The 17,493-nt window shown below is 70.2% G+C and carries 17 protein-coding genes; 10 read left to right on the top strand and 7 right to left on the bottom strand.

Features of this window, described 5'->3' with window-relative positions; all coding sequences use genetic code 11:
- Positions 1-55: 55 nt before the first annotated feature.
- On the top strand, positions 56-565 hold the full coding sequence (locus ACIO5D_RS12370) for a hypothetical protein (protein ID WP_400794969.1): 510 nt from the start codon (positions 56-58) through the stop codon (positions 563-565).
- Positions 566-788: 223 nt separating this feature from the next.
- Here ACIO5D_RS12370 and ACIO5D_RS12365 read toward each other — a convergent pair whose 3' ends face one another.
- Positions 789-1,562, bottom strand: coding sequence for an aminotransferase class IV family protein (locus ACIO5D_RS12365; protein ID WP_400653540.1), 774 nt, complete (start codon positions 1,560-1,562; stop codon positions 789-791).
- A gap of 280 nt (positions 1,563-1,842) precedes the next feature.
- On the opposite strand from ACIO5D_RS12365, the gene ACIO5D_RS12360 reads away from it, so the two are divergent.
- Both ACIO5D_RS12360 and ACIO5D_RS12355 read left to right on the top strand, forming a co-directional pair.
- A complete protein-coding gene (locus ACIO5D_RS12360) occupies positions 1,843-2,565 on the top strand; it encodes an ATP-binding protein (RefSeq protein WP_400794967.1) in 723 nt (240 codons plus the stop codon).
- Positions 2,566-2,679: 114 nt separating this feature from the next.
- Positions 2,680-3,339 carry an HAD family hydrolase gene (locus ACIO5D_RS12355; RefSeq protein ID WP_363604183.1) on the top strand — a complete coding sequence of 220 codons (660 nt, stop codon included), beginning with the start codon at positions 2,680-2,682 and terminating at the stop codon, positions 3,337-3,339.
- Here ACIO5D_RS12355 and ACIO5D_RS12350 read toward each other — a convergent pair.
- Positions 3,320-4,594, bottom strand: a complete 1,275-nt coding sequence (locus ACIO5D_RS12350) for a transcriptional regulator (RefSeq protein ID WP_400794964.1) — start codon at positions 4,592-4,594, stop codon at positions 3,320-3,322. The genes ACIO5D_RS12355 and ACIO5D_RS12350 overlap by 20 nt on opposite strands.
- Positions 4,595-4,948: 354 nt before the next feature.
- Between ACIO5D_RS12350 and ACIO5D_RS12345 the strand changes: the two genes are divergently transcribed.
- The 4 genes from ACIO5D_RS12345 to ACIO5D_RS12330 are packed head-to-tail and all read left to right on the top strand — an operon-like array spanning position 4,949 to position 8,325.
- Positions 4,949-5,308 (top strand): hypothetical protein, encoded by a 360-nt coding sequence (locus ACIO5D_RS12345; protein WP_363604180.1) that lies wholly within the window; start codon positions 4,949-4,951, stop codon positions 5,306-5,308.
- Between the two features lie 5 nt (positions 5,309-5,313).
- A complete protein-coding gene (locus tag ACIO5D_RS12340) occupies positions 5,314-6,615 on the top strand; it encodes a radical SAM protein (RefSeq protein WP_400794961.1) in 1,302 nt (433 codons plus the stop codon).
- Positions 6,612-7,517 carry a radical SAM protein gene (locus tag ACIO5D_RS12335; protein ID WP_363604177.1) on the top strand — a complete coding sequence of 302 codons (906 nt, stop codon included), beginning with the start codon at positions 6,612-6,614 and terminating at the stop codon, positions 7,515-7,517. Before ACIO5D_RS12340 ends, ACIO5D_RS12335 begins: the two co-directional genes overlap by 4 nt.
- 37 nt (positions 7,518-7,554) lie before the next feature.
- Positions 7,555-8,325, top strand: coding sequence for a hypothetical protein (locus tag ACIO5D_RS12330; RefSeq protein WP_363604176.1), 771 nt, complete (start codon positions 7,555-7,557; stop codon positions 8,323-8,325).
- Between the two features lie 57 nt (positions 8,326-8,382).
- Here ACIO5D_RS12330 and aspS read toward each other — a convergent pair whose 3' ends face one another.
- Together aspS and ACIO5D_RS12320 are read right to left on the bottom strand one after the other, a co-directional pair.
- Positions 8,383-9,693 carry an aspartate--tRNA(Asn) ligase gene (gene aspS, locus ACIO5D_RS12325; RefSeq protein WP_363604175.1) on the bottom strand — a complete coding sequence of 437 codons (1,311 nt, stop codon included), beginning with the start codon at positions 9,691-9,693 and terminating at the stop codon, positions 8,383-8,385.
- A 683-nt stretch (positions 9,694-10,376) separates the two neighbouring features.
- The gene (locus ACIO5D_RS12320) at positions 10,377-10,850 is read right to left on the bottom strand and encodes an NUDIX domain-containing protein (protein WP_400794958.1); all 474 of its coding nucleotides are present in this window, start codon (positions 10,848-10,850) and stop codon (positions 10,377-10,379) included.
- Between the two features lie 316 nt (positions 10,851-11,166).
- Here ACIO5D_RS12320 and ACIO5D_RS12315 point away from each other — a divergent pair, with 316 nt between their 5' ends.
- The gene (locus ACIO5D_RS12315) at positions 11,167-11,616 is read left to right on the top strand and encodes a hypothetical protein (RefSeq protein ID WP_363604172.1); all 450 of its coding nucleotides are present in this window, start codon (positions 11,167-11,169) and stop codon (positions 11,614-11,616) included.
- A 116-nt stretch (positions 11,617-11,732) separates the two neighbouring features.
- The gene (locus ACIO5D_RS12310) at positions 11,733-12,101 is read left to right on the top strand and encodes a hypothetical protein (protein ID WP_400794956.1); all 369 of its coding nucleotides are present in this window, start codon (positions 11,733-11,735) and stop codon (positions 12,099-12,101) included.
- A 244-nt stretch (positions 12,102-12,345) separates the two neighbouring features.
- Here the strand turns inward: ACIO5D_RS12310 and ACIO5D_RS12305 are convergent, their stop codons facing one another.
- From ACIO5D_RS12305 to ACIO5D_RS12295, 3 genes are all read right to left on the bottom strand, one after another.
- A complete protein-coding gene (locus ACIO5D_RS12305; RefSeq protein ID WP_400794954.1) occupies positions 12,346-13,953 on the bottom strand; it encodes a protein kinase in 1,608 nt (535 codons plus the stop codon).
- 415 nt (positions 13,954-14,368) lie between these two features.
- Positions 14,369-15,538: a hypothetical protein gene (locus ACIO5D_RS12300; protein WP_400794952.1), complete on the bottom strand. Its 1,170-nt coding sequence runs from the start codon at positions 15,536-15,538 to the stop codon at positions 14,369-14,371.
- The gene (locus ACIO5D_RS12295; protein WP_363604206.1) at positions 15,535-16,377 is read right to left on the bottom strand and encodes an RNA polymerase sigma factor; all 843 of its coding nucleotides are present in this window, start codon (positions 16,375-16,377) and stop codon (positions 15,535-15,537) included. The genes ACIO5D_RS12300 and ACIO5D_RS12295 overlap by 4 nt, the downstream gene beginning before the upstream one ends.
- Positions 16,378-16,769: 392 nt before the next feature.
- Between ACIO5D_RS12295 and ACIO5D_RS12290 the strand changes: the two genes are divergently transcribed.
- Entirely contained in the window at positions 16,770-17,453 is a 684-nt protein-coding gene (locus ACIO5D_RS12290; protein WP_400794950.1) for a DUF4304 domain-containing protein, read from the top strand.
- The last annotated feature ends 40 nt before the right edge of the window (positions 17,454-17,493 follow it).

Raw genomic sequence — 17,493 nt, 5'->3', positions numbered from 1 at the left:
TCTCACCGCACACGAGCGCGTACGGCCCCGCCACCTGCGTGATCAGCCGTTCCCCGTGGAGTTGATCACCACAATGGCGCAGGAGGCGGAGAAGGTCCTGGCCGCTGACGGATACCTCCACAACGGCAAGTGGAACGCGGCCGTCGGTGACGCCGCGAACCGCTTCGCCGGACAAGTCGATCTCGCCTCAACCGTAGCGCGGTCCACCGGTCTGGAGGTCGAGCAGCCGCACACCGGCGTCTACATCGCCTACCTGGAGGAAGGGCAGTTCCTCGACTTCCACGTTGCCGAGTTCGGCTTCGGCGAGGCCAACCTGATTCTGTGCCTCAAGCACGAGCGCCTCCCCGCAGCTCCCATCGTGAGCACCACCGTCTTCATCGGCGCCGACGGCTACCTTGAATGCGATCTCACACCGGGGGACTGCGTTGTGTTCGATGGAGCGATCACCCCGCACGGAAGGACGCCCCTCAGCGCCGGAGAGAGCGTCACCCTCATCAGCTTCGGCTTCCGTGCGCGTGATCAGGCCACGCTTTCGGCCACCCACCTCCCAGCGGCCCCGCGCTGAGGATGGCGAGCGCCTGCACTCCGCGTTGATGGCGGACCGCCCCGAGGCCCTAGCACTTCTCCTGGTCGATCCGGATCACCCAAAGGTCCAAGCACACGTGGCTACCGACCCGCCGGGACAGAAGCGCCTTGACCTCGACGCTGGCCCATACCTCTACTGTCGCCAACGCGGCCCTCCACCCCACAACCATTTGCGCCCAGCGCTCCCCGTCGCTGGGGGGGAACTAGAGTAGATCGACTGGGATTTCCGTGTATTCCTTACGGAGTTGTTCGATCACGGGATGTGTTTCCGGGAAGGTGGCGCCGTCGACCGCGCCGATTGCCCGGACGCCGATGCCGATGTTGGTGGCGAAGACGGCGTCGAAGTCGGCGAGGTCGCCCAGCCGAACGGTCGCGGTCGACGACGGGTGAACCTGACGCAGCAGCTCCATCGTGGTGCCGACCAGGCACTCGGCGCCCGGCCAGATGACCTGATCTCCCTTGACGAAGCCGACGTTCCAGGTGCCGCCTTCGGAGATCACGGACTCGGCGTCCGTGAAGAGCGCGTCGTCGAAGCCCGCCCGTTGGGCGTTGCGGCGGTGGCGGAGCGAGCCGAACAAACCGACGCTCTTCACAGCCGGCATGTCGCGGGTGTACACCACGGACTGGACACGTATCGCGGGAAGCGGCAGCGCCCCGGCCGGACGAGTCGTCACCAGGAGCTGGGGGTGGGCGTCGCTCCCGACGTGACCGAGGTCGAGAGCAGGATCGAAGACCGTCACCCTGACCACACAGGCCCCCGAGGGCGGCGCGGCACGTCGGACAAATTCCCGGACACGGTCGAGGTCGAGGTCCACGTCGAAGACGGCGCGACAGTCACGGGCCAGACGCGCCATGTGGAGGGAGAGGCCGCGTACGTGACCGTCTTCCACACGGATCGAGGTGAAGTGCCCGTAGTTCGTCAGGGCAAGGGCCTGGAGATGGTCCAGGCTGATCGGGCTACCGTTCAGTTCCGCCATGGCGCCAAGCATGGCATCGGCCCTGGAGAGCGGCGCCCGGTTCCGGCTGGTGGGGCACCTAAGTTCGGTGAAAGTCCAGTGCCGGGGCAGTGTCAGGACGTACCGGAGCAGTCACCATCAGCGCCAGCCTAGTCACACAACATTGGCTTCCCGGCAGGACAGTTCAAGGTCTGCATCCCTCGAACGGGGTGGGCGCGACCCGCGCGGCGAGCCTTCACCCCAAGCAGCTCCCGACCTGGGAGGACCCCCTGTGTCACAAACACGCTCCGGTTTCAGCCAGTTGGCGCTGGCCGACACTCTGAACGCCGTCGCATGGGCCCGGCGGCACGCCGTTGACGTGCTCTGCCGTTGGCGAGTCCCGCCCGACACCATCCAGACAGCCCGACTCATCGTGTCCGAGCTGATGACCAACGCCATACGGCACACGCACACCGACGAGGAGGTCTCGCCGTACTCGCCGCTGTCACCGGTGCGAAAGGTCACCCTGACCCTCTGGCTCGAACGCGGACGCTTGTACATCCTCGTTCACGACAGCGACGGTCGCCCGCCCGTGGTCAGGGTGGTGGGGGAGGACGCGGAGAGCGGCCGCGGGGTCTTCCCGGTCGAGGCGCTGAGCGAGCGGTGGGGCTACTACCCTCCCGGGCACGCCGGCAAGGTCGTCTGGTCCGAACTGCTGGCTGTCGCGCGAGACCCCAGGTTCAAGGGCGACGACACCGGGAGTGGTTACCGCACCAACGGCGAGGCTGCGGCCGGGCGATCCTACGAGGACACGCCGTTGGTGGTGGCACGCGCGCTGGTGGCACTCCGTGAAATCTGCCCTGAGGAACGCCCACGCTCAGTGGGCCTACAGGTGAGTGGTCGGCGCCGAGACCCCCACAGCGACGGCCACTCCGAGCACCCCCGCGTCCCCATCGTGAACTCGAACCCCCGCGATTCGTGTGAGGCAGTGGGGGCGCTCACCCCCCTCCGACCAGCACGTTCGAAGATGGCGAAGTCTCAATGACCGTACGGTCGGCAGCATGAAGGAGCAACGTGCGACACAGAGCGCAGCGGGAAGGGGCGCTCGACCCGCCCCTTGCCCCGAGCTGCCCGTCGCGCATTGGCTAACCTGCGGAGCATGATTCGTGCGGTGGTATTCGACGTGGGCGAGTGTCTTGTTGACGAGACCCGGGAGTACGGGACGTGGGCGGACTGGCTGGGGGTGTCACGGCACACCTTCGCGGCGATGTTCGGGGCGGTCATCGCGCAGGGGCGCGACTACCGTGAGACGTTCCAGGAGTTCCGGCCCGGGTTCGACCTGACTGAGGAGCGAGAGAAGCGCGCGGCTGCTGGCAAGCCGGAGTGGTTCGGCGAGGATGACCTCTACTCGGACGTTCGGCCCACCCTTGCTGCCCTGCGTGAAGCAGGGCTGTGGGTTGGCATCGCCGGGAACCAGACCGTGCGGGCCGGCGGTCTGCTGCGAGGGCTGGACCTTCCTTCCGACATGATCGCCACCAGCGACGATTGGGGGGCGTCAAAGCCGGACGTGAGGTTCTTCGAGCGTGTCATCGAGGCGACGCCTGCTGAGCCTGGCGAGATTCTGTACGTCGGTGACCGGCTCGACAACGACATCCGGCCTGCTGTACAGGCGGGCCTCCTGACTGCTCTCATCCGGCGCGGCCCCTGGGGCACGATCCAGCAGCGCGATCCGGACGCGGATGCGATCACGACGATGCGCATCGATTCGCTGACGGAACTGCCGGAAAAGATCATCAAGTTCAACGCTGAAGTGCGCTGACCGTCGTGCCCCAGTCGTAGAGGCGATCATCGAGGTTCCGGATGCACTGCTCGTTCTGCCAGGGAGCGAGCGTGCGCCGGACCTCGCGGATGCGATCCATACCTGTGGCGTACCAGGTGATGGCCAACTGGTCGAGGGCCATGATGGCGTATCTGCACGCCTCCTCCGGCTTACCGTCTGCGGCTTCGACGGCAGCGAGGTCGCCAAGGACGACGGTGCGCTGTTTGTCCGACTCGGGTGGCAGACCGTCGAGTACGTCGTGGAGCGTCTGACGGGCCTGTGGCAGGTGGCCGGCCTTCAACTGCGTGTTGCCTTTGAACGCAGACAGACGGACGGGGCTGAACCAGTCCACCCAGTCGGGAGTGGCATGTTCGGAACCTGCGGAGAGTGTGTCCTCGGCCCGGCGGATCAAGCGGAGGGCTGCGTGAGGATCGCCGCAGCGGGTCTCACATTCCGCCTCTACGGCGTCCAGCCACGCCCAGAACTCGGCCGACGCCTGCCCGCGGCGAGCGTAGGTACGGGCGGCAAGCATGCGCTCGACGGCTGCTTCCCGATCGTCCGCCCAGCCCGGGATGAAGGCCATGTGCGCAAGGATGGCCGCTCCGAGCAGCGGATCATCCGCTTCTCCGGCAGCCTGTAGAGCCCGAAGGAGAGTCTCCGAAGCCTGCCCTGGCTGTTGCAGGTCGAAGAACTCGATGCGGCCGGCCAGCAGGTAGGACTCGGCCAGTGCGGCCGCGACGGTCTGACGGGCCGGGTTCGCCGTTTCTGGGAGGAGGGCGCAACCCAGACGGGCATGCTCCAGGATCGCCGGATGGAGCACGGCAGGGGCGACGGACCAGTACAGGTGCCGATGCGCGCGGGTGACAGTCTCAAAATCCGTGCCGACAGTCGCCGGCTGTGTTGCGGCTCCGCCTTGAGCGGGAACGGCAGCGAGTCTGGTTCCGGCCAGGGGCGCTCGCGGGGTGCTGCCGGTCGCGGAGCTGGGCTGGGTCCATGCGCTTCCCCACGGAGGTGTGAATCCGAGGTCTTCCATGCTCTGTCCCAAGAGGTGGGTCAGGACCCGGTGCACATCGGGCTGTGGCCAGGGCGGTGAGGCGGACTCCCAGCGTCGGACCTGTCGGACGCCGACAGCCAGGCCCCTGATGCCGAGGCTTGGCGCCACCTTGGTGATGGCGTCGGCCAAGGCTTGCTGGGAGTTGTATCCGGCGGCCAGCCGGGCGGCCTTGAGCCTGATGTTGCCTGCGGGACGCGCCATGGATCTCCTCCGGGACGAGCTCTCGTGAGAGAGCGACATGCGATGTCCTCATCGTGGCGCAAAACTCACCCATCAGGCAGCAACAACGCCCTATACAAGTCCCTTTGATGACCTGTCAGAGTCCTCGAATAGGACTTCACATGTCAGCATGATGTCACCACGTCACTGCGAAGCCACGTCTCACTGCGCTGCCGTTCACCACAGAGCGGCGAGGCTGGCGACCGGGGGCCTTCACAACCCCGAGCCTTTCGTAGTGCTGCCAAGCGCCGCCCCGCCCACGCTCCCCGAGTGAGGCGGTACCCGCCGGTCTCCGGTGGTTGTTCCAGCCCATCCAGCACACAGGAAGGATCAGCCATGCCCCAAACCAGGCGAGAGAAGAAGGACCACCTGATCTACGCGGACGTCGTGGACTCCAAGTCCAAGGCGGGCGTGTGGATGGGTGAGCGCGCCTCCTTCCAGGAGAAGCAGGGCCGCGTCATCGAGGCGCTCAAGGAGCGCACCGACTGGGTCGAACTGAAGAACGCGATCATGGTCATCGGCACCGACCCGGCCGGCATCACGGTGATCGCGCCGAACCCGACGCTGCCCGGTGTGATCGTCCTCGCCGACGGTGGCTCCCCGGCCACCTCCGCGAAGCTCCAGGCCGCCGCCGAGGAGAAGGTCCGCGAGGTCATGGGCGAACTCGGGATCGCCGAAGAGGAAACGGCGGCCTGACCACCATGGCCGTCCCCCGGATGCTGTGGGGGAAGTACTTCCAGTACGAGCGGGACGGGGAAGCGGTTCTCCTCGATCCGGTCGCGCTGGACAGTGTGTTCATCGACTCCGGCGAGGTCCATGACCTCGCCGGGGTCCCCCCGACCGCGACCCATGAAGCCCTCGCAGGGCTCGGCTTCACCCCCGGCGGCCCCGTGGCCGACCGGCGCGAAGCACTCCGTGACCGTCTTCGACTCCTCGGCCTCGACGCCAGCCCCTGCCGCATCAGCGGTCTGCGCGTGGTCCTCACCGACCGCTGCAACATGGCCTGCACCTACTGCTTCGTCGACACCAACACCGGCAAGCCGGACATGACGAAGAAAGAGCTCGCAGAAGGGCTGCGGTTCCTGTTCGAGCAGAACGCCGGGCAGGAAGAGGTGTCCATCCAGTGGTTCGGCGGCGAGCCGACCATCCGCTTCGACCTCATGCAGTACGGCGACCAGCTCGCCGACACCCTCGCCGAACGCTACGACGTGGCCAGGGTACGACGCACGGTCGTCACCAACGGTGCCCGCCTGACCGACGAGGCCCTCGACCACCTCGTCGCCTACGAGTACGGAGTCGGCATCTCCATCGATGGCCCTCCGGGAATCAACTCCGCGCACCGGCTCCTGCTCGGCGGTCAGCCCGCAGACGACCGGATTCGCCGCAACGTCACCCGGCTCGTCGAGGCCGATGGGCTGCACGTGGGCTGCAACCTCACCCCGACCGCCGCGAACATCGGACGCCTCGCCGAGACCGTCCGGTGGATCATCGATGACCTCGGGCTGAAGTTCATCTACGTCAACACTCCCATCCCGACCGCGGGCCGCTGGCAAGTCGACGGCGCCGACTTGGCGCGCGAGTTGTACGAGGCCCGGCTAACCGCCCTGGCACGGGGCGGGATGCTGTTCTCCGTCCTGGACCGCGCCTTCCAGGCCCTGGACACCCGCCGGCCGATGCTGTTCGACCACATGCAGGGCGACCGCAGTCTGAACGCCGCCCTGCTGCCCGGCAACCGGGTCAGCCTGTGCGACATCAACTTCACCGAGCCGTCGTTCCTGCGCACCCTCGATGAGCTGCGAGCCGATCCGGACAGCCTGACCGGCGTGGCGAAGAAGGTCGCTCCCATCCACGAGTGCGGGAACTGCCCGGCGCTCGCGATCTGTGGCGGCCCGTCCCGCAACGAGCAGGCCCTCATCGGCGGCAATACCCCGGACCCCGAGATGTGCGCATTCTACACGAGCACCGTGGAGATCGCCGTGTGGGACAACACGGGGGTGCAATGAACACCCACGTTCGTACGGCGCTGATCTCCACAGCCGGGCACTGCAAGGTAGCCTGCGGATTCTGCTTCCGGGCAGACCGCGCTCACGGCTTCCTCGACACCGCGACCTACGCCCGCACCCTGTCGCGGCTGAAGGAGATGGGCGTGGACGGGGTGTGCCTGACCGGCGGCGAACCGACCCACCACCCGCAGCTCAGGCAGCTCGTGCGGCTGGCCCGCCAGTTCGGCATGTCGGTGTCGATGGTGACCTCGGCTCGGGCCGTGGCGGAGGTCGTCACGCTCGCCACGGTGGCGCACCTGTTGGCCAACGTGACCGTCTCCACCGACTCAAAAGGCGCGATGCTGCTGGGACGCACTACCCGCACAGCTGCTTCGGGCATCGACACGCTGCGAACGATCAGCACCGAGACGAAGATCCTGCACGTCACCTGTTGGGGCCTGAGCGACAGCGAGTGCCGCGACCTGGCCGGCCTCGCATCCGGCGCGGGAGTGGAGGTCCAGTTCAGCCCTGTGGTCCTCGACGAGCATGCCCTGCGCCGCGACGGCAAGTCGGTGCAGGACTATCTGGTCCAGCAACATCGCGACGCCGACGTGCTGGGCCGCTACTTCGATCTGTCCAACCGGTACCGGGAGTACCTCGGCGAGCTGCGGGATCTCCAACTGCCCGCCACAGGGGGCGAGCGCTGGTCCTGCCGCTCGGCGACCGCGTACGTGTCCGCCGACGGCCACATGCGGCGCTGCCCCTACGGCCAGGCGTCGGTCAGCGTCCACGCACCCCGTGCCGAGATCAGACAGTTCCTGACCACTCCGGCGCAGGACCGGGTGACCCCGGACTGCGCTGCCATCTGCCGCTCTTCCACCGTGTACGACGAACGCAGTGCGTCGCGTGCCGCGCGGGCGTGAGGGCGGGCTGCCGGCACACGACTCCATGGACTGCCCTATGACGATCACGACACCCGACGACTTCGCCCATCGATGGCGGCAGCCACCGAATTTCCTGCTGGACGTTACTTTCGACTACACGTTCAGGCCCGCCATCGAGGTGCTGGACCACGTCCGCAAGGACGAGGAGGTCCGGTTCACCATCCTCGGGGACGACGACTGGCAGGTGCGCATGGACCGTACGGCCGCCTTCCGCACCGCCCCTCTCGAAGAGATCGTCACCTGGCCCTTCCGACTGGTGCACTTCAATCTCAGTCGCTTCTACGACCCCCTCCTGCGCGGCTTACAGGAGGGGGTCATGATTCCCTGGCGCACCCACCTGTCTGCCCGGGGCTTCACCTGGCAGCGACTGGCGCCCATCCTGTTCCTGTCCACCAAGGGTGCGTCCTCGACGTACCACAGTGACAACTCGCACGGACTGGTTTGGCAGGTCCACGGCACCAAGACGTTCCACAGCTACCTTGACCCCGGCAAGCGCCTGTCAGCCAACGCGGCGGTCCTCGGCGAGACGACCGGCGAGGAACCGCCCGAGCACGACGAGGTCGATCGCCACTCCGTCACCATGCGGCCCGGAGAGCAGCTCTGGAGCCACGCTCTGACACCCCAGTGGGACACAACCGAGTCGGCGCTCGCGATGAGCGTCACCCTCTCTCACGGCGGCCTGTGCCACCAGGGACGCTTCTCCGAGCGGGAGTTGGCATTGCGGGCCTACTGGGACGAGAACCCCGCCGAGGCATGGATGCATGACCTGCGCAATGTCCGCTACTGAGACGGCGTCCCACGGCACGGGATCCTGCCCGTGCCGTGGGACGCCGTCATAACCGGGTTACGGGGTAAGCCGGTTCGGCCCGCGGAACAGGAAGGTCGCCTCGCGGATCGAGGTCAGGCCGAGCATGACCATCAGCACCCGGCCCAGGCCCATGCCGAGGCCCCCGTGCGGCGGGCACCCGTACCGGAACGCGTTCAGGTAGTCCTGCATCGGCTCCGTGCTCATGCCCTTGTCGGCGGCCTGTTTCAGCAGCACGTCGTACCGGTGCTCGCGCTGTGCGCCGGTGGTGATCTCCAGGCCCTTCCACAGCAGGTCGAAGCTGAGGGTCACGCTCGGGTCGTCGGCGGGCCGCTTGTGGTAGAAGGGCCGGATGCCGACCGGGTAGTGCGTGATGAAGACGAACTCGTGCCCGGTGGCTTCCTTGATGTGGGCCGAGATGGCCCGCTCGCCCTCCGGGTCCAGGTCTTCCTTGACCCCTTCGGGGTCCCAGCCGCCCTGGCGCAGGATCTCGTGCGCCTCGGCCATGGTGATGCGGGGAAACGGCGATGTGGGCACGGTGACCTCGAGGCCGAAGTGCTCAGCGATCGCCTCGCCGTGCACGTCGGCGACCTTGGCGATCGCGTGGGCGAGCATCTGTTCCTCGAACGCCATCACGTCCTCGACCCCGTCGATCCAGGCCAGCTCCACGTCGACGCCGGTGAACTCGGTGGCGTGCCGGGAGGTGAACGACGGTTCGGCGCGGAAGACCGGCCCGATCTCGAAGACCCTGTCGACGCCGGCCGCGATCGCCATCTGCTTGAAGAACTGCGGCGACTGCGCCAGGTAGGCGCTGCGGCCGAAGTAGCCGAGCTTGAAGACCTCCGCGCCGGACTCAGAGGCGGTACCCATGAGCTTGGGGGTGTGCATCTCGGTGGCGCCCTGCGCGTAGGCGTACTCGCGCATGCCCTGTTCCAGGGTGGTCTGCACGGCGAACAACAGCTGAGTGGCGGGACGGCGGCGCACGTCCAGGAACCGCCAGTCCAACCGCTGCTCCATGCCAGTGTGCTCGTCGATCGGCAGCGGCGTAGCGGCCTGGTTCAGGACCTCGACCGCCTCGGGAACGATCTCCAGGCCGCCGAGCTTGACCTGGCCCGCGTCGACGACGCGGCCGGTGATCCTCACGGCGGACTCGGATGTGAGGGCTTCGAGCTGGGCCTCCAGTGGCCCGTCGTCACGCTTGTGGGTCACCTGCACCATGCCGGTGTTGTCCCGCACGATGACGAACTGCATCTTGCGCTGCAAGCGGAGGGTGTTCACCCATCCGCAGACGGAAACGGTACGGCCGACGTGTTCTCGCAGGTCGGAGACACGTACGCGGCTGTGGATCATTGCGGTCCTCCGAAGGACATCGTCATGATCCCTTGGGAGTGCGGGCGAGAAGGGCAACTCGCGGTACCACCGCACTTTCGCCGCCACAGAGTGGCGGCCTCATTTGGCCCGGTGACGGGGGCCGGCCGGCGGGGCATTGGACCACCAGGCGGGGTCGTTCCTCCCCGCGCTCAGGAGGGTCTTCACCTCGGGGCGCGAGACCGCCTTCCCAGCTTCCGGCGGCTCTCTCTGCTCGCGTGATCCCTGGCTACTCGTCTCCGTCAACGCGTTGCCCAGCAGGATACGGAGAGTGTGGCAGTGATGGCAATCAAGTAACTCACGTGGATTGGAGAACCTGTCTGAGCTTCCCCCTCCGAGCGGGAGGTGGCGATTACCTGGTCGGGACGGGTTCGGGTGGTTGGACAGCCACTGGTTCGGCCGTCGCCTGGTCGGCGTAGTGCCTCGCCTCGTACTCGTCGGGGCTGAGCCAGGCGAGACGCTTCTGGATGCGGCTGGTGGGGCGCCGAAGTTCGGTGGAAGTTCGGTGCCGGGGCAGTGTCAGGACGTACCGGAGCAGTCACCATCAGCGCCGGCCCCGGGGATCTCGACCAGGCCTTCGCCCTCGGGCGGGGTGAAGACGCCGGCGCGCAAGGACGCGTCAACCCTGGAGGCCGCCGCCCACCGGGTTCTCTCACGTTGTGGTCCTACTGGTAAGCCACTCCGTGCTCCAGGTAGACGGTCTCGGAACGTGTCCTGGCTCCGCAGGCGGCGTGAACTCGGCGGGCCAGACGAGGGATGAGGACGGAGTCGATCTGGTCGCCGGCGTGGAAAGCGTGCTCGCTGATCTCGACCTGGTCGACCGTGATGCGGTCAAGTTCGTCAACCGGGAGAACGCCTCCATCGAACACGAGGAGGAGCTTGTCGCCCTCGGTGGGATGGGGCGCCCAGTCGACGACGAGGAGCCGGCCGATCGGCGGGGTGATGCCGAGTTCTTCCTCGACCTCCCGGGCCGCGCCTTCGCTCGGGGTCTCGCCCGCGCGCAGGTAGCCGCCCGGAATCTCCCAGCCGGGCTTGTAGGTCGGTTTGACGAGGAGCACGCGGCCGTCCTCGTCGAAGAACAGCACACCGGCGGCGGTACGCGGCCGGGCTACGACCTCATGAGGCGGGGAGTCACTCATGGTGACGACTCTAGTCACCCGGCCTCCGTCACCCGACGATCCGAAGCCGCTGTGCGACACCGGCCGGCAAAGAGCTTGGCTTTCATCGCAGTTGCCGAACCCAGGTGGTCACCGGGTGACGCGCGGCCGGACCCGGGGCCGACCGCGTCGAGGAGCCGCTCCACGCCCGGCGATCCGGGTGGCGTGGGCCCGTTACGCAGACGATGGTCGGCCGTGACGCGACCGGTCGGGGACCGCGACACGGCCCTCCTAGCGTCGCTGTCAACGCACCGGCCGCACCGGCCGGGCCGCGTCAGCGACAGAGGAGAGACACCGCATGAACAAGAACCGCACCCACCGCTCGTCCGCCCGCCGTGTTCTGACGGTCTGTGCCCTGACCGGGGCCGCGCTGCTGACCGCCGTCACCGGCGGGAACGCCTGGGCCGACGGGGTCAAGACCCCCGCCCCGGCCGCCCCGAGCATCGCCGGGTCCCCCGCCCCGGGCGCTGCGGTCCCGAGCGTGGGCTCCGGCGCCACGCCGGCCCGTACCGGGCAGCCCGCGCCGGCCACCCCGGTGGTGGGCGGGACCCCCACCGCCACGCCCGCCGCCGGTGGCACCGGGCCCCAGGTCCGGGAGGTGCCCGCGGGCGCCGCCCAGGCCGGTGACGGATCGGGCTCGGCCTCCACCTCCGGCCCGCTGCTGGTCGGCGGCGGCACCGTCGCCGCCCTCGGCGCCGGTGCGCTGGGCTTCGCCCTGCTGCGCCGCCGGTCCGGTGCGCGCGGCTGACACCGGCGATCCGAGGGATCTTTAGGCCGAAAAGCCGCTACCCGAAACCGGTCGTCACCCCATAGGAATGGCTTCCCGGCCTGCCTGGCCGTCCGCGATCGAAGGAGCCACCACCCATGACTCGCCTTCGCACCACGCTCATGGCCGCCGCCGGCGCCGCGACGATGTTCGCCCTGGCCGCCGCGCCTGCCCACGCCGCCCCCGGTGACGTCACCACCTCCTGCGCGAGCGTTGTCACCCCGGCCGGCTTCGTCGACGTCGGCTGGGGCTACAGCAGCAACTGCGGCACGCAGAGCTTCAGCCCGAACATCAAGCAGATCAAGCAGCTCACCGGGCTGCCCGTCGGCACCGTGGTCCAGGCGTGCGCCTCCACCTACCAGCCTGCGGGCTGGGTCCAGACCGGTTCGTACTACAGCAGCAGCTGCGTCTACTCGTCCAACCCCAGCCTCAACAACAACGCGTGGCAGTTGAAGCGCGTCTCCTGATCCGGTGTCTCCGGGTGGCAGAGGTCTGGCCACCGCACGGGACCACGGTCCAGCCCCGGCCCGGAACAGCTCCAGGAGTGGGGAGTCGGACCCACCGACTTCCCACTCCACAACGGGCAACCGGGGCCGGACCGGAAGCAATCGCGTCCCCAAGGGGCCCGACCGTACGGCTTGGGTTCCAGGAGTCGTTGCAACACCCCGGTTCAGGGGATGCGCAGGACGGGCCAGGCCTCGGGTCCCCGCGTCAGTCGAACTGGTCGTACTGATCGAACTGGTCGTTGCCGCCCGAGGCGTGCAGGGTGGCGAGCAGGACGCCGAGGCGGGAGTTCCAGTTCAGGTACGTCGGGCCGTCGATGGCGTGCTTCTTGGCCAGGTCCCGGACGATCTTCTGCGCGTTCTTCAGCTCCTTGGCCGCGTCGTCCGGCTTGCTCTCGATGAGGCGGGCGCTCGCGTCGTCGAGGGTACGGAGGAGCTCGACCTGGCGATCGCGGTCCTTGGTCACCTGGGTCTGGGCGACGGACTGGCGCAGGGCGTTGATCTGGACGGCCGAGGACTGGCTGTTGGCCGGCATCGTCGCGCTCGGCGTCGGCGTCGGTGTCCGGGGCGGGAGCGTCGTGGGGGTGGTGGGCGGCGGGGTCGTCACGGTGGGTGTGGGCGTGGGAGGCGGAGTGGTGACGGACGTCGCGACCGGGTGCGCCACCTTGTTGCCGGTGGTGTCGTTCGCGGGCCCGTCGAAGGCGGTGAGAGCGAGGACGGAGGCCCCGGCGACACCGGCCAGGCCGAGGGCGCCCAGCAGCAGGGGCTTGCGGCGGCTCTCCCGCACGGGCGGCCCGGCCGGGACGGGCGCGCCCGGCGCGACGGCCGGGGGCTGCGCCGGAACGGCCGCCATCACCGAGGTGGCGGCCTGCTGGGGTGGCAGGAAGGTGGTGTGCTGCTGCTCGGAGAAGCCGACGGGTACCGGCGGCAGCACCTGGGTGTGCTGAGCGGCGGCAGCGGCGGCCAGCAGTTCTCCGGTCGGGTCGCCGACGGCCAACCCGGGTATGGTCGCCAGCAGTTCGGCCCGCGCCAGCGCGGCGTGCGCCGGCCGGTCGGCCGGGTTCTTGGCGAGCAGCCGCAGCACCGCGCCGTCCACCGCCGACGGCAGCCCGGGGCGCAGCGCGGACGGCGGCAGCGGCTGCTCGCTGACGTGCTTGAAGGCGATCGCCACCGGTGTCTCCGCCATGAACGGCGGTGCGCCGGTGAGCATTTCGGTCAGCACGCAGCCCACCGCGTACAGGTCGGTGCGGCCGTCCAGCTGGGAGGCCGTGGCCTGCTCGGGCGAGAGGTACGCCGCCGTGCCGAGCACGGTGGCCGTCTGGGTGAGGTTGCTGGAGGACCCGGCGCGGGCGATGCCGAAGTCCACGACCTTCACGCCGCCGTCGTGCGTGATCATGATGTTGCCGGGTTTGATGTCCCGGTGCACCAGCCCGGCGCCGTGCGCGACCGTCAGCGCCTCGCAGACCGCCGCCGCGATCCCGACCGCCCGCTCGACCGGCATCCCGCCCGGCTGCTGCGCCAGCAGCGCGGCGAGCGAGTAGCCGTGGACCAGTTCCATGACGATGTACGGCGAGCCCTGGTCCACGCCCGAGTCGAAGACCATGACGATCCTCGGGTGCACCAGCATCGCCGCGTGCTGCGCCTCGCGGCTGAAGCGCTCGGCGAAGCGCGGGTCGTCGGCGAGGCCCCCGTTGAGGACCTTGACGGCCACCTGACGGCCCAGCACGTGGTCCACCCCGCGCCAGACGGTGGCCATGCCGCCGACGCCGAGTATCTCGACGAGTTCGTAACGCCCGTTCAGCGCCCGTCCGATCACTGGAACCGCTCCCCTCACGTGCCCTGCCCAAGGTCCTGGAGCGCCTCGTGCACCTGTGCACGATAGCCGCCCCGCCGAAACGGACCGCCGGGCGGTGAGGCGGCCGAGGGACCGGGCAGCGATCCCCCGGCCGCCGGCACGGGGTGGTGCGGGTGCGGCCCGCCCGGCTGTGAGCGGGCCGCACCGGCAGGGCCCGGTCCGGGCCGGCGGCGCGTCCGGGGTGCGCCTGCCGATCCGGTCCGGGGCCGACCGGGTGGGCGGCGGGCCCAGGGAGCCGGCCGGCCACCCGGGATCCGCGGGTGGAGAGGGTGGTACGGGCACTGCGGTGGTGCGGTGGTGCGGTGGTGCGGTGGTGCGGTCCGGGTGGGCGGCGAGCCCGGGGGGATTCGCTCGCCGCCCACCCGGAGTTTCGGGGTTACCTCCGGGGTGAGGGATCGTCGGAGCGGTCGGGTCGGGGGTGGGGGTCGGAGAGGGGCGGCATCGCCGGCAGCGGGGTTTCCCGGTCCTTGCTTCCGTTGCCGGAACCGTTGCCGGAACCGCCGTTGCCAGAGCCGCCGTTGCCGGAACCGCCGCTACCGGAGCCGCCGTTCCGGCCGTTGGCCGCGTCGTCCTTCCCGTTCCCCTGTCCACTGCCCTTGTCAATGTCGTTACCGTGGCCGTCACCGCGGCCGTTGCGGTTGTCCTCGCCGCCCCGGCCGTTGCCGTTGCCATTGCTGTTGCCATTGCCGTTGCCGTTGCCGCGCGGCGGTGAGCCGGCGCCCTGGTGGCCGTCGCCGCGCTCGCGCCCGAGCGCCGCCCCGCAGTAGTCCTCCACCCGGTCCGGGCCGCCGGCCGCCTCGACCAGCGCGCCGAACTGCGGGTCGGCGACCAGTTGGCGCGGGCGCTCGCCCTTGCCCACCCGGTCGGCGAACCCCCGGCAGAGGTCAGTCAGCGCGGCCTGGGCCGACAGTCCCCGGGTCTCCGCCGAGGCGGAGGGGGACGGCGAGCCAGCCGACGGCTGCGCCTCGGACGACGGTCCCACGGCCTTCGCCCCACCGCCGGACGACCCGGCGGTGGGCGGCCACGACGCCCCGTCCCCCGGACCGGGCTCGGCGGCGGTGACGGCGGACGCACCGGCGTCGCCCGGTGCGAGCAGCGCGCGGTCCGGCTGGCGGGAGCCACCCCCCAGGGGGGACGGCAGGTTGCCGGTGCCGGCCGCGACCGCGACACCGCCGAGCACGGTGGCGCCGAGCACGACGGCAGCGGCCTTCGTACTGAAGGCCCTGGCCAGCGCGGCGGTCGCCATCGATCGTCTCCGGACGGGTGCGGGTACAGCGGGTACAGCAGCGGATCCGGCGGATCCGGCGGGTACGGGCGCGAGACGGGCCTCCCGGAACGCGGCCAGAGCCGCCTCCTCACCGGCCAGTTCGTCCGCCGTCGCCGGGGCGGCGGCAGCGGCGAGCACCTGGGCAACCCCCGTACGCCCGGTACCGCCGTCCTGTCCGGTGAGCGAGGCGCCCTGCCCGGCCGACGGGCCGCCCACGGCACCGCCGAGCAGGTGCTCAGCAGCATCACGGTCGATCCGACGGGATCGGTTGGTGCTCATCTCATGTCCTTCAGCGTCGCGGCCCGGTGTTCTGTCACACCCTGCGGAGGAATTTTTTTCGCGGCCTGCGCGGCCTGCCCCGCCCCGCCCGACCGCCCGGCACCGGACCGCCCGGCACCCGGCTGGACGACCCGGGGCCCCGACGGCGCGGCGGGGATCCCCACCCCCGCCGCGAACGACTGCTCCAGCAGCTTGGCGAGCCGTCGCAGCCCCCGGTGCGCGGCCATCCGTACGCTGCCGGCCCGCTTGCCCAGCACCCGGGCGGCGCTCTCCGCGTCCAGTTCCATCACCACCCGCAGCAGCACCGCCTCGGCCTGGTCCGGTGGCAGCCGGGAGATCAGCGCCAGCGCGTCCGCGGTGCCGACGGCCGCGAGCGCCGCGCCCGCGGTGTCGTCCCCGGCGGCCAGCTCGGCCAGGTGGTCGAACGGCAGGTCCGCGACCGGACGGCGGCGCCGGGCGCGCAGATGGTCCAGCGCGCGGTTGCGGGCGACGGTGGCGGCCCAGCCGCGGAAGCCGTCCCCGTCACCGGAGAAGGTCCGCAGGTCGCGGGCGATCTGCAGCCAGGCCTCGGAGGCGATGTCCTCGGCGTCCTGGGCGTCCTCCGGGCGGCCCCCGACGAGCACCCGCAGGTAGCGCAGCAGGCCCGGCTGGACGGTCCGGAACAGCAGCCGGAACGCCTCCTCGTCCCCCTCCTGCGCGGCCCGGACGGCCGCCGACAGGTCGACGACCGCGGCCGGGGAGGCCCCGGGAGGCGGGCCCGATGGAGGTACTGGGCCGGACGGGCCGACCGGGCTGCCGGTGCCCGCTCCGGGGCGTTCTGCACTCTGCACCCGCCACATCATGCGCCATCCGGGCGGGCGGGCCGACCTGTCGGGGCGGCTCACCGGACCGGCGTATCGTCCGGCATCCGGAATGCCCCGTACCGGTATTCGGAACGCAGGAGCGGCCGGACCAAGGACCGGCGGGCGCCGGGCAGAAGGTCCCGTCAGCTACTGCCGTTCGCCCGCAGACCCGACTTCCGCCCCCCGCCTACGTTGTCAGTAGGCGAAGCAGTGCACCGGCCCCACCGGCCGAGCCTGATCGGCCGCCCGCCGTCACCCCCCGCCCAGCACGAGGCGCGGCGCCCGTCCGGACGCCGCTCTCCGCACCTCGGACCCGACGGCCCCTGCCCCGACACGACCTCCGGCATGCCCCCGCACGCCGCGTCACGACCCGACCAGGAACGACCGCGATGACGACCGCCCACGAGCTCCACGCACGGGGCCTGCGCGAGCACCTCGCTCCCGCCCTGCGCGGCCTGGGCTTCACCGGGTGGCGCCGGACGTTCAGCCTCCCCGACGAGACCCACTGGGCGCTGCTCGGCGTGGTCGAGAGCCACACCGCCGACCGGGTGCGCTACACCTTCGACCTCGGCGTGATCCGCAAGGCGGACTGGACCGCCGCCTTCCCCGGCCCGCGCCCCGACCCCCGCGCCGTCTACGGCATCGAGACCTGGCGCGCCCGGATCGGCGAGGTGCTGCCGGTCGGCGAGGACGTCTGGTGGGAGGTGCTGCCCGGCCCGCGCTGGCAGGTCGCGCTGGACGACTCGGTCGCCGCCGTCCGCCACTACGGCCTGCCCGAACTGCTGCGCCGGGTCGAGCGGGACCGCGGCGGCGCCGGCGAGACCTATCTGTCCCCCGCCGAGCTGGAGCAGGTCAACGGCGTGCTGCTGGCCGCCTCGGTGGCCCGGATCCAGCGCGCCGAACTGTCCGGCCGGGTGCTCTTCCTCACCGGCGCCTGGACCAGGGCGGACGCGGTCGCCCTGGCCGTCCTGCGGGGCGTCGCGGACGGGTTCCTCTCGGCGCGGGACGAACGGTTCCGCGCGGTGCGCTGCCTGGACACCCTCGGCCGGGAGCTGTGGACCTTCCCGGAGTGAATCCCCAGGTCGGAGACGTTGTCATGACGCACACCGTGAC

Origin of the sequence: Kitasatospora sp. NPDC087315, from assembly GCF_044744345.1 — a bacterium.
GTDB lineage: Bacteria > Actinomycetota > Actinomycetes > Streptomycetales > Streptomycetaceae > Kitasatospora.
This window is presented reverse-complemented; position numbering and strand designations above follow the sequence as displayed.

Coding starts and splice junctions, on each gene's coding strand:
- ACIO5D_RS12365 (WP_400653540.1), bottom strand. CDS start 1,562: ATGGCGGAACTGAACGGTAGCCCGATCAGCCTGGACCATCTCCAGGCC.
- ACIO5D_RS12355 (WP_363604183.1), top strand. CDS start 2,680: ATGATTCGTGCGGTGGTATTCGACGTGGGCGAGTGTCTTGTTGACGAG.
- ACIO5D_RS12350 (WP_400794964.1), bottom strand. CDS start 4,594: ATGGCGCGTCCCGCAGGCAACATCAGGCTCAAGGCCGCCCGGCTGGCC.
- ACIO5D_RS12345 (WP_363604180.1), top strand. CDS start 4,949: ATGCCCCAAACCAGGCGAGAGAAGAAGGACCACCTGATCTACGCGGAC.
- ACIO5D_RS12340 (WP_400794961.1), top strand. CDS start 5,314: ATGGCCGTCCCCCGGATGCTGTGGGGGAAGTACTTCCAGTACGAGCGG.
- ACIO5D_RS12335 (WP_363604177.1), top strand. CDS start 6,612: ATGAACACCCACGTTCGTACGGCGCTGATCTCCACAGCCGGGCACTGC.
- ACIO5D_RS12330 (WP_363604176.1), top strand. CDS start 7,555: ATGACGATCACGACACCCGACGACTTCGCCCATCGATGGCGGCAGCCA.
- aspS (WP_363604175.1), bottom strand. CDS start 9,693: ATGATCCACAGCCGCGTACGTGTCTCCGACCTGCGAGAACACGTCGGC.
- ACIO5D_RS12320 (WP_400794958.1), bottom strand. CDS start 10,850: ATGAGTGACTCCCCGCCTCATGAGGTCGTAGCCCGGCCGCGTACCGCC.
- ACIO5D_RS12315 (WP_363604172.1), top strand. CDS start 11,167: ATGAACAAGAACCGCACCCACCGCTCGTCCGCCCGCCGTGTTCTGACG.
- ACIO5D_RS12310 (WP_400794956.1), top strand. CDS start 11,733: ATGACTCGCCTTCGCACCACGCTCATGGCCGCCGCCGGCGCCGCGACG.
- ACIO5D_RS12300 (WP_400794952.1), bottom strand. CDS start 15,538: ATGAGCACCAACCGATCCCGTCGGATCGACCGTGATGCTGCTGAGCAC.
- ACIO5D_RS12295 (WP_363604206.1), bottom strand. CDS start 16,377: ATGTGGCGGGTGCAGAGTGCAGAACGCCCCGGAGCGGGCACCGGCAGC.
- ACIO5D_RS12290 (WP_400794950.1), top strand. CDS start 16,770: ATGACGACCGCCCACGAGCTCCACGCACGGGGCCTGCGCGAGCACCTC.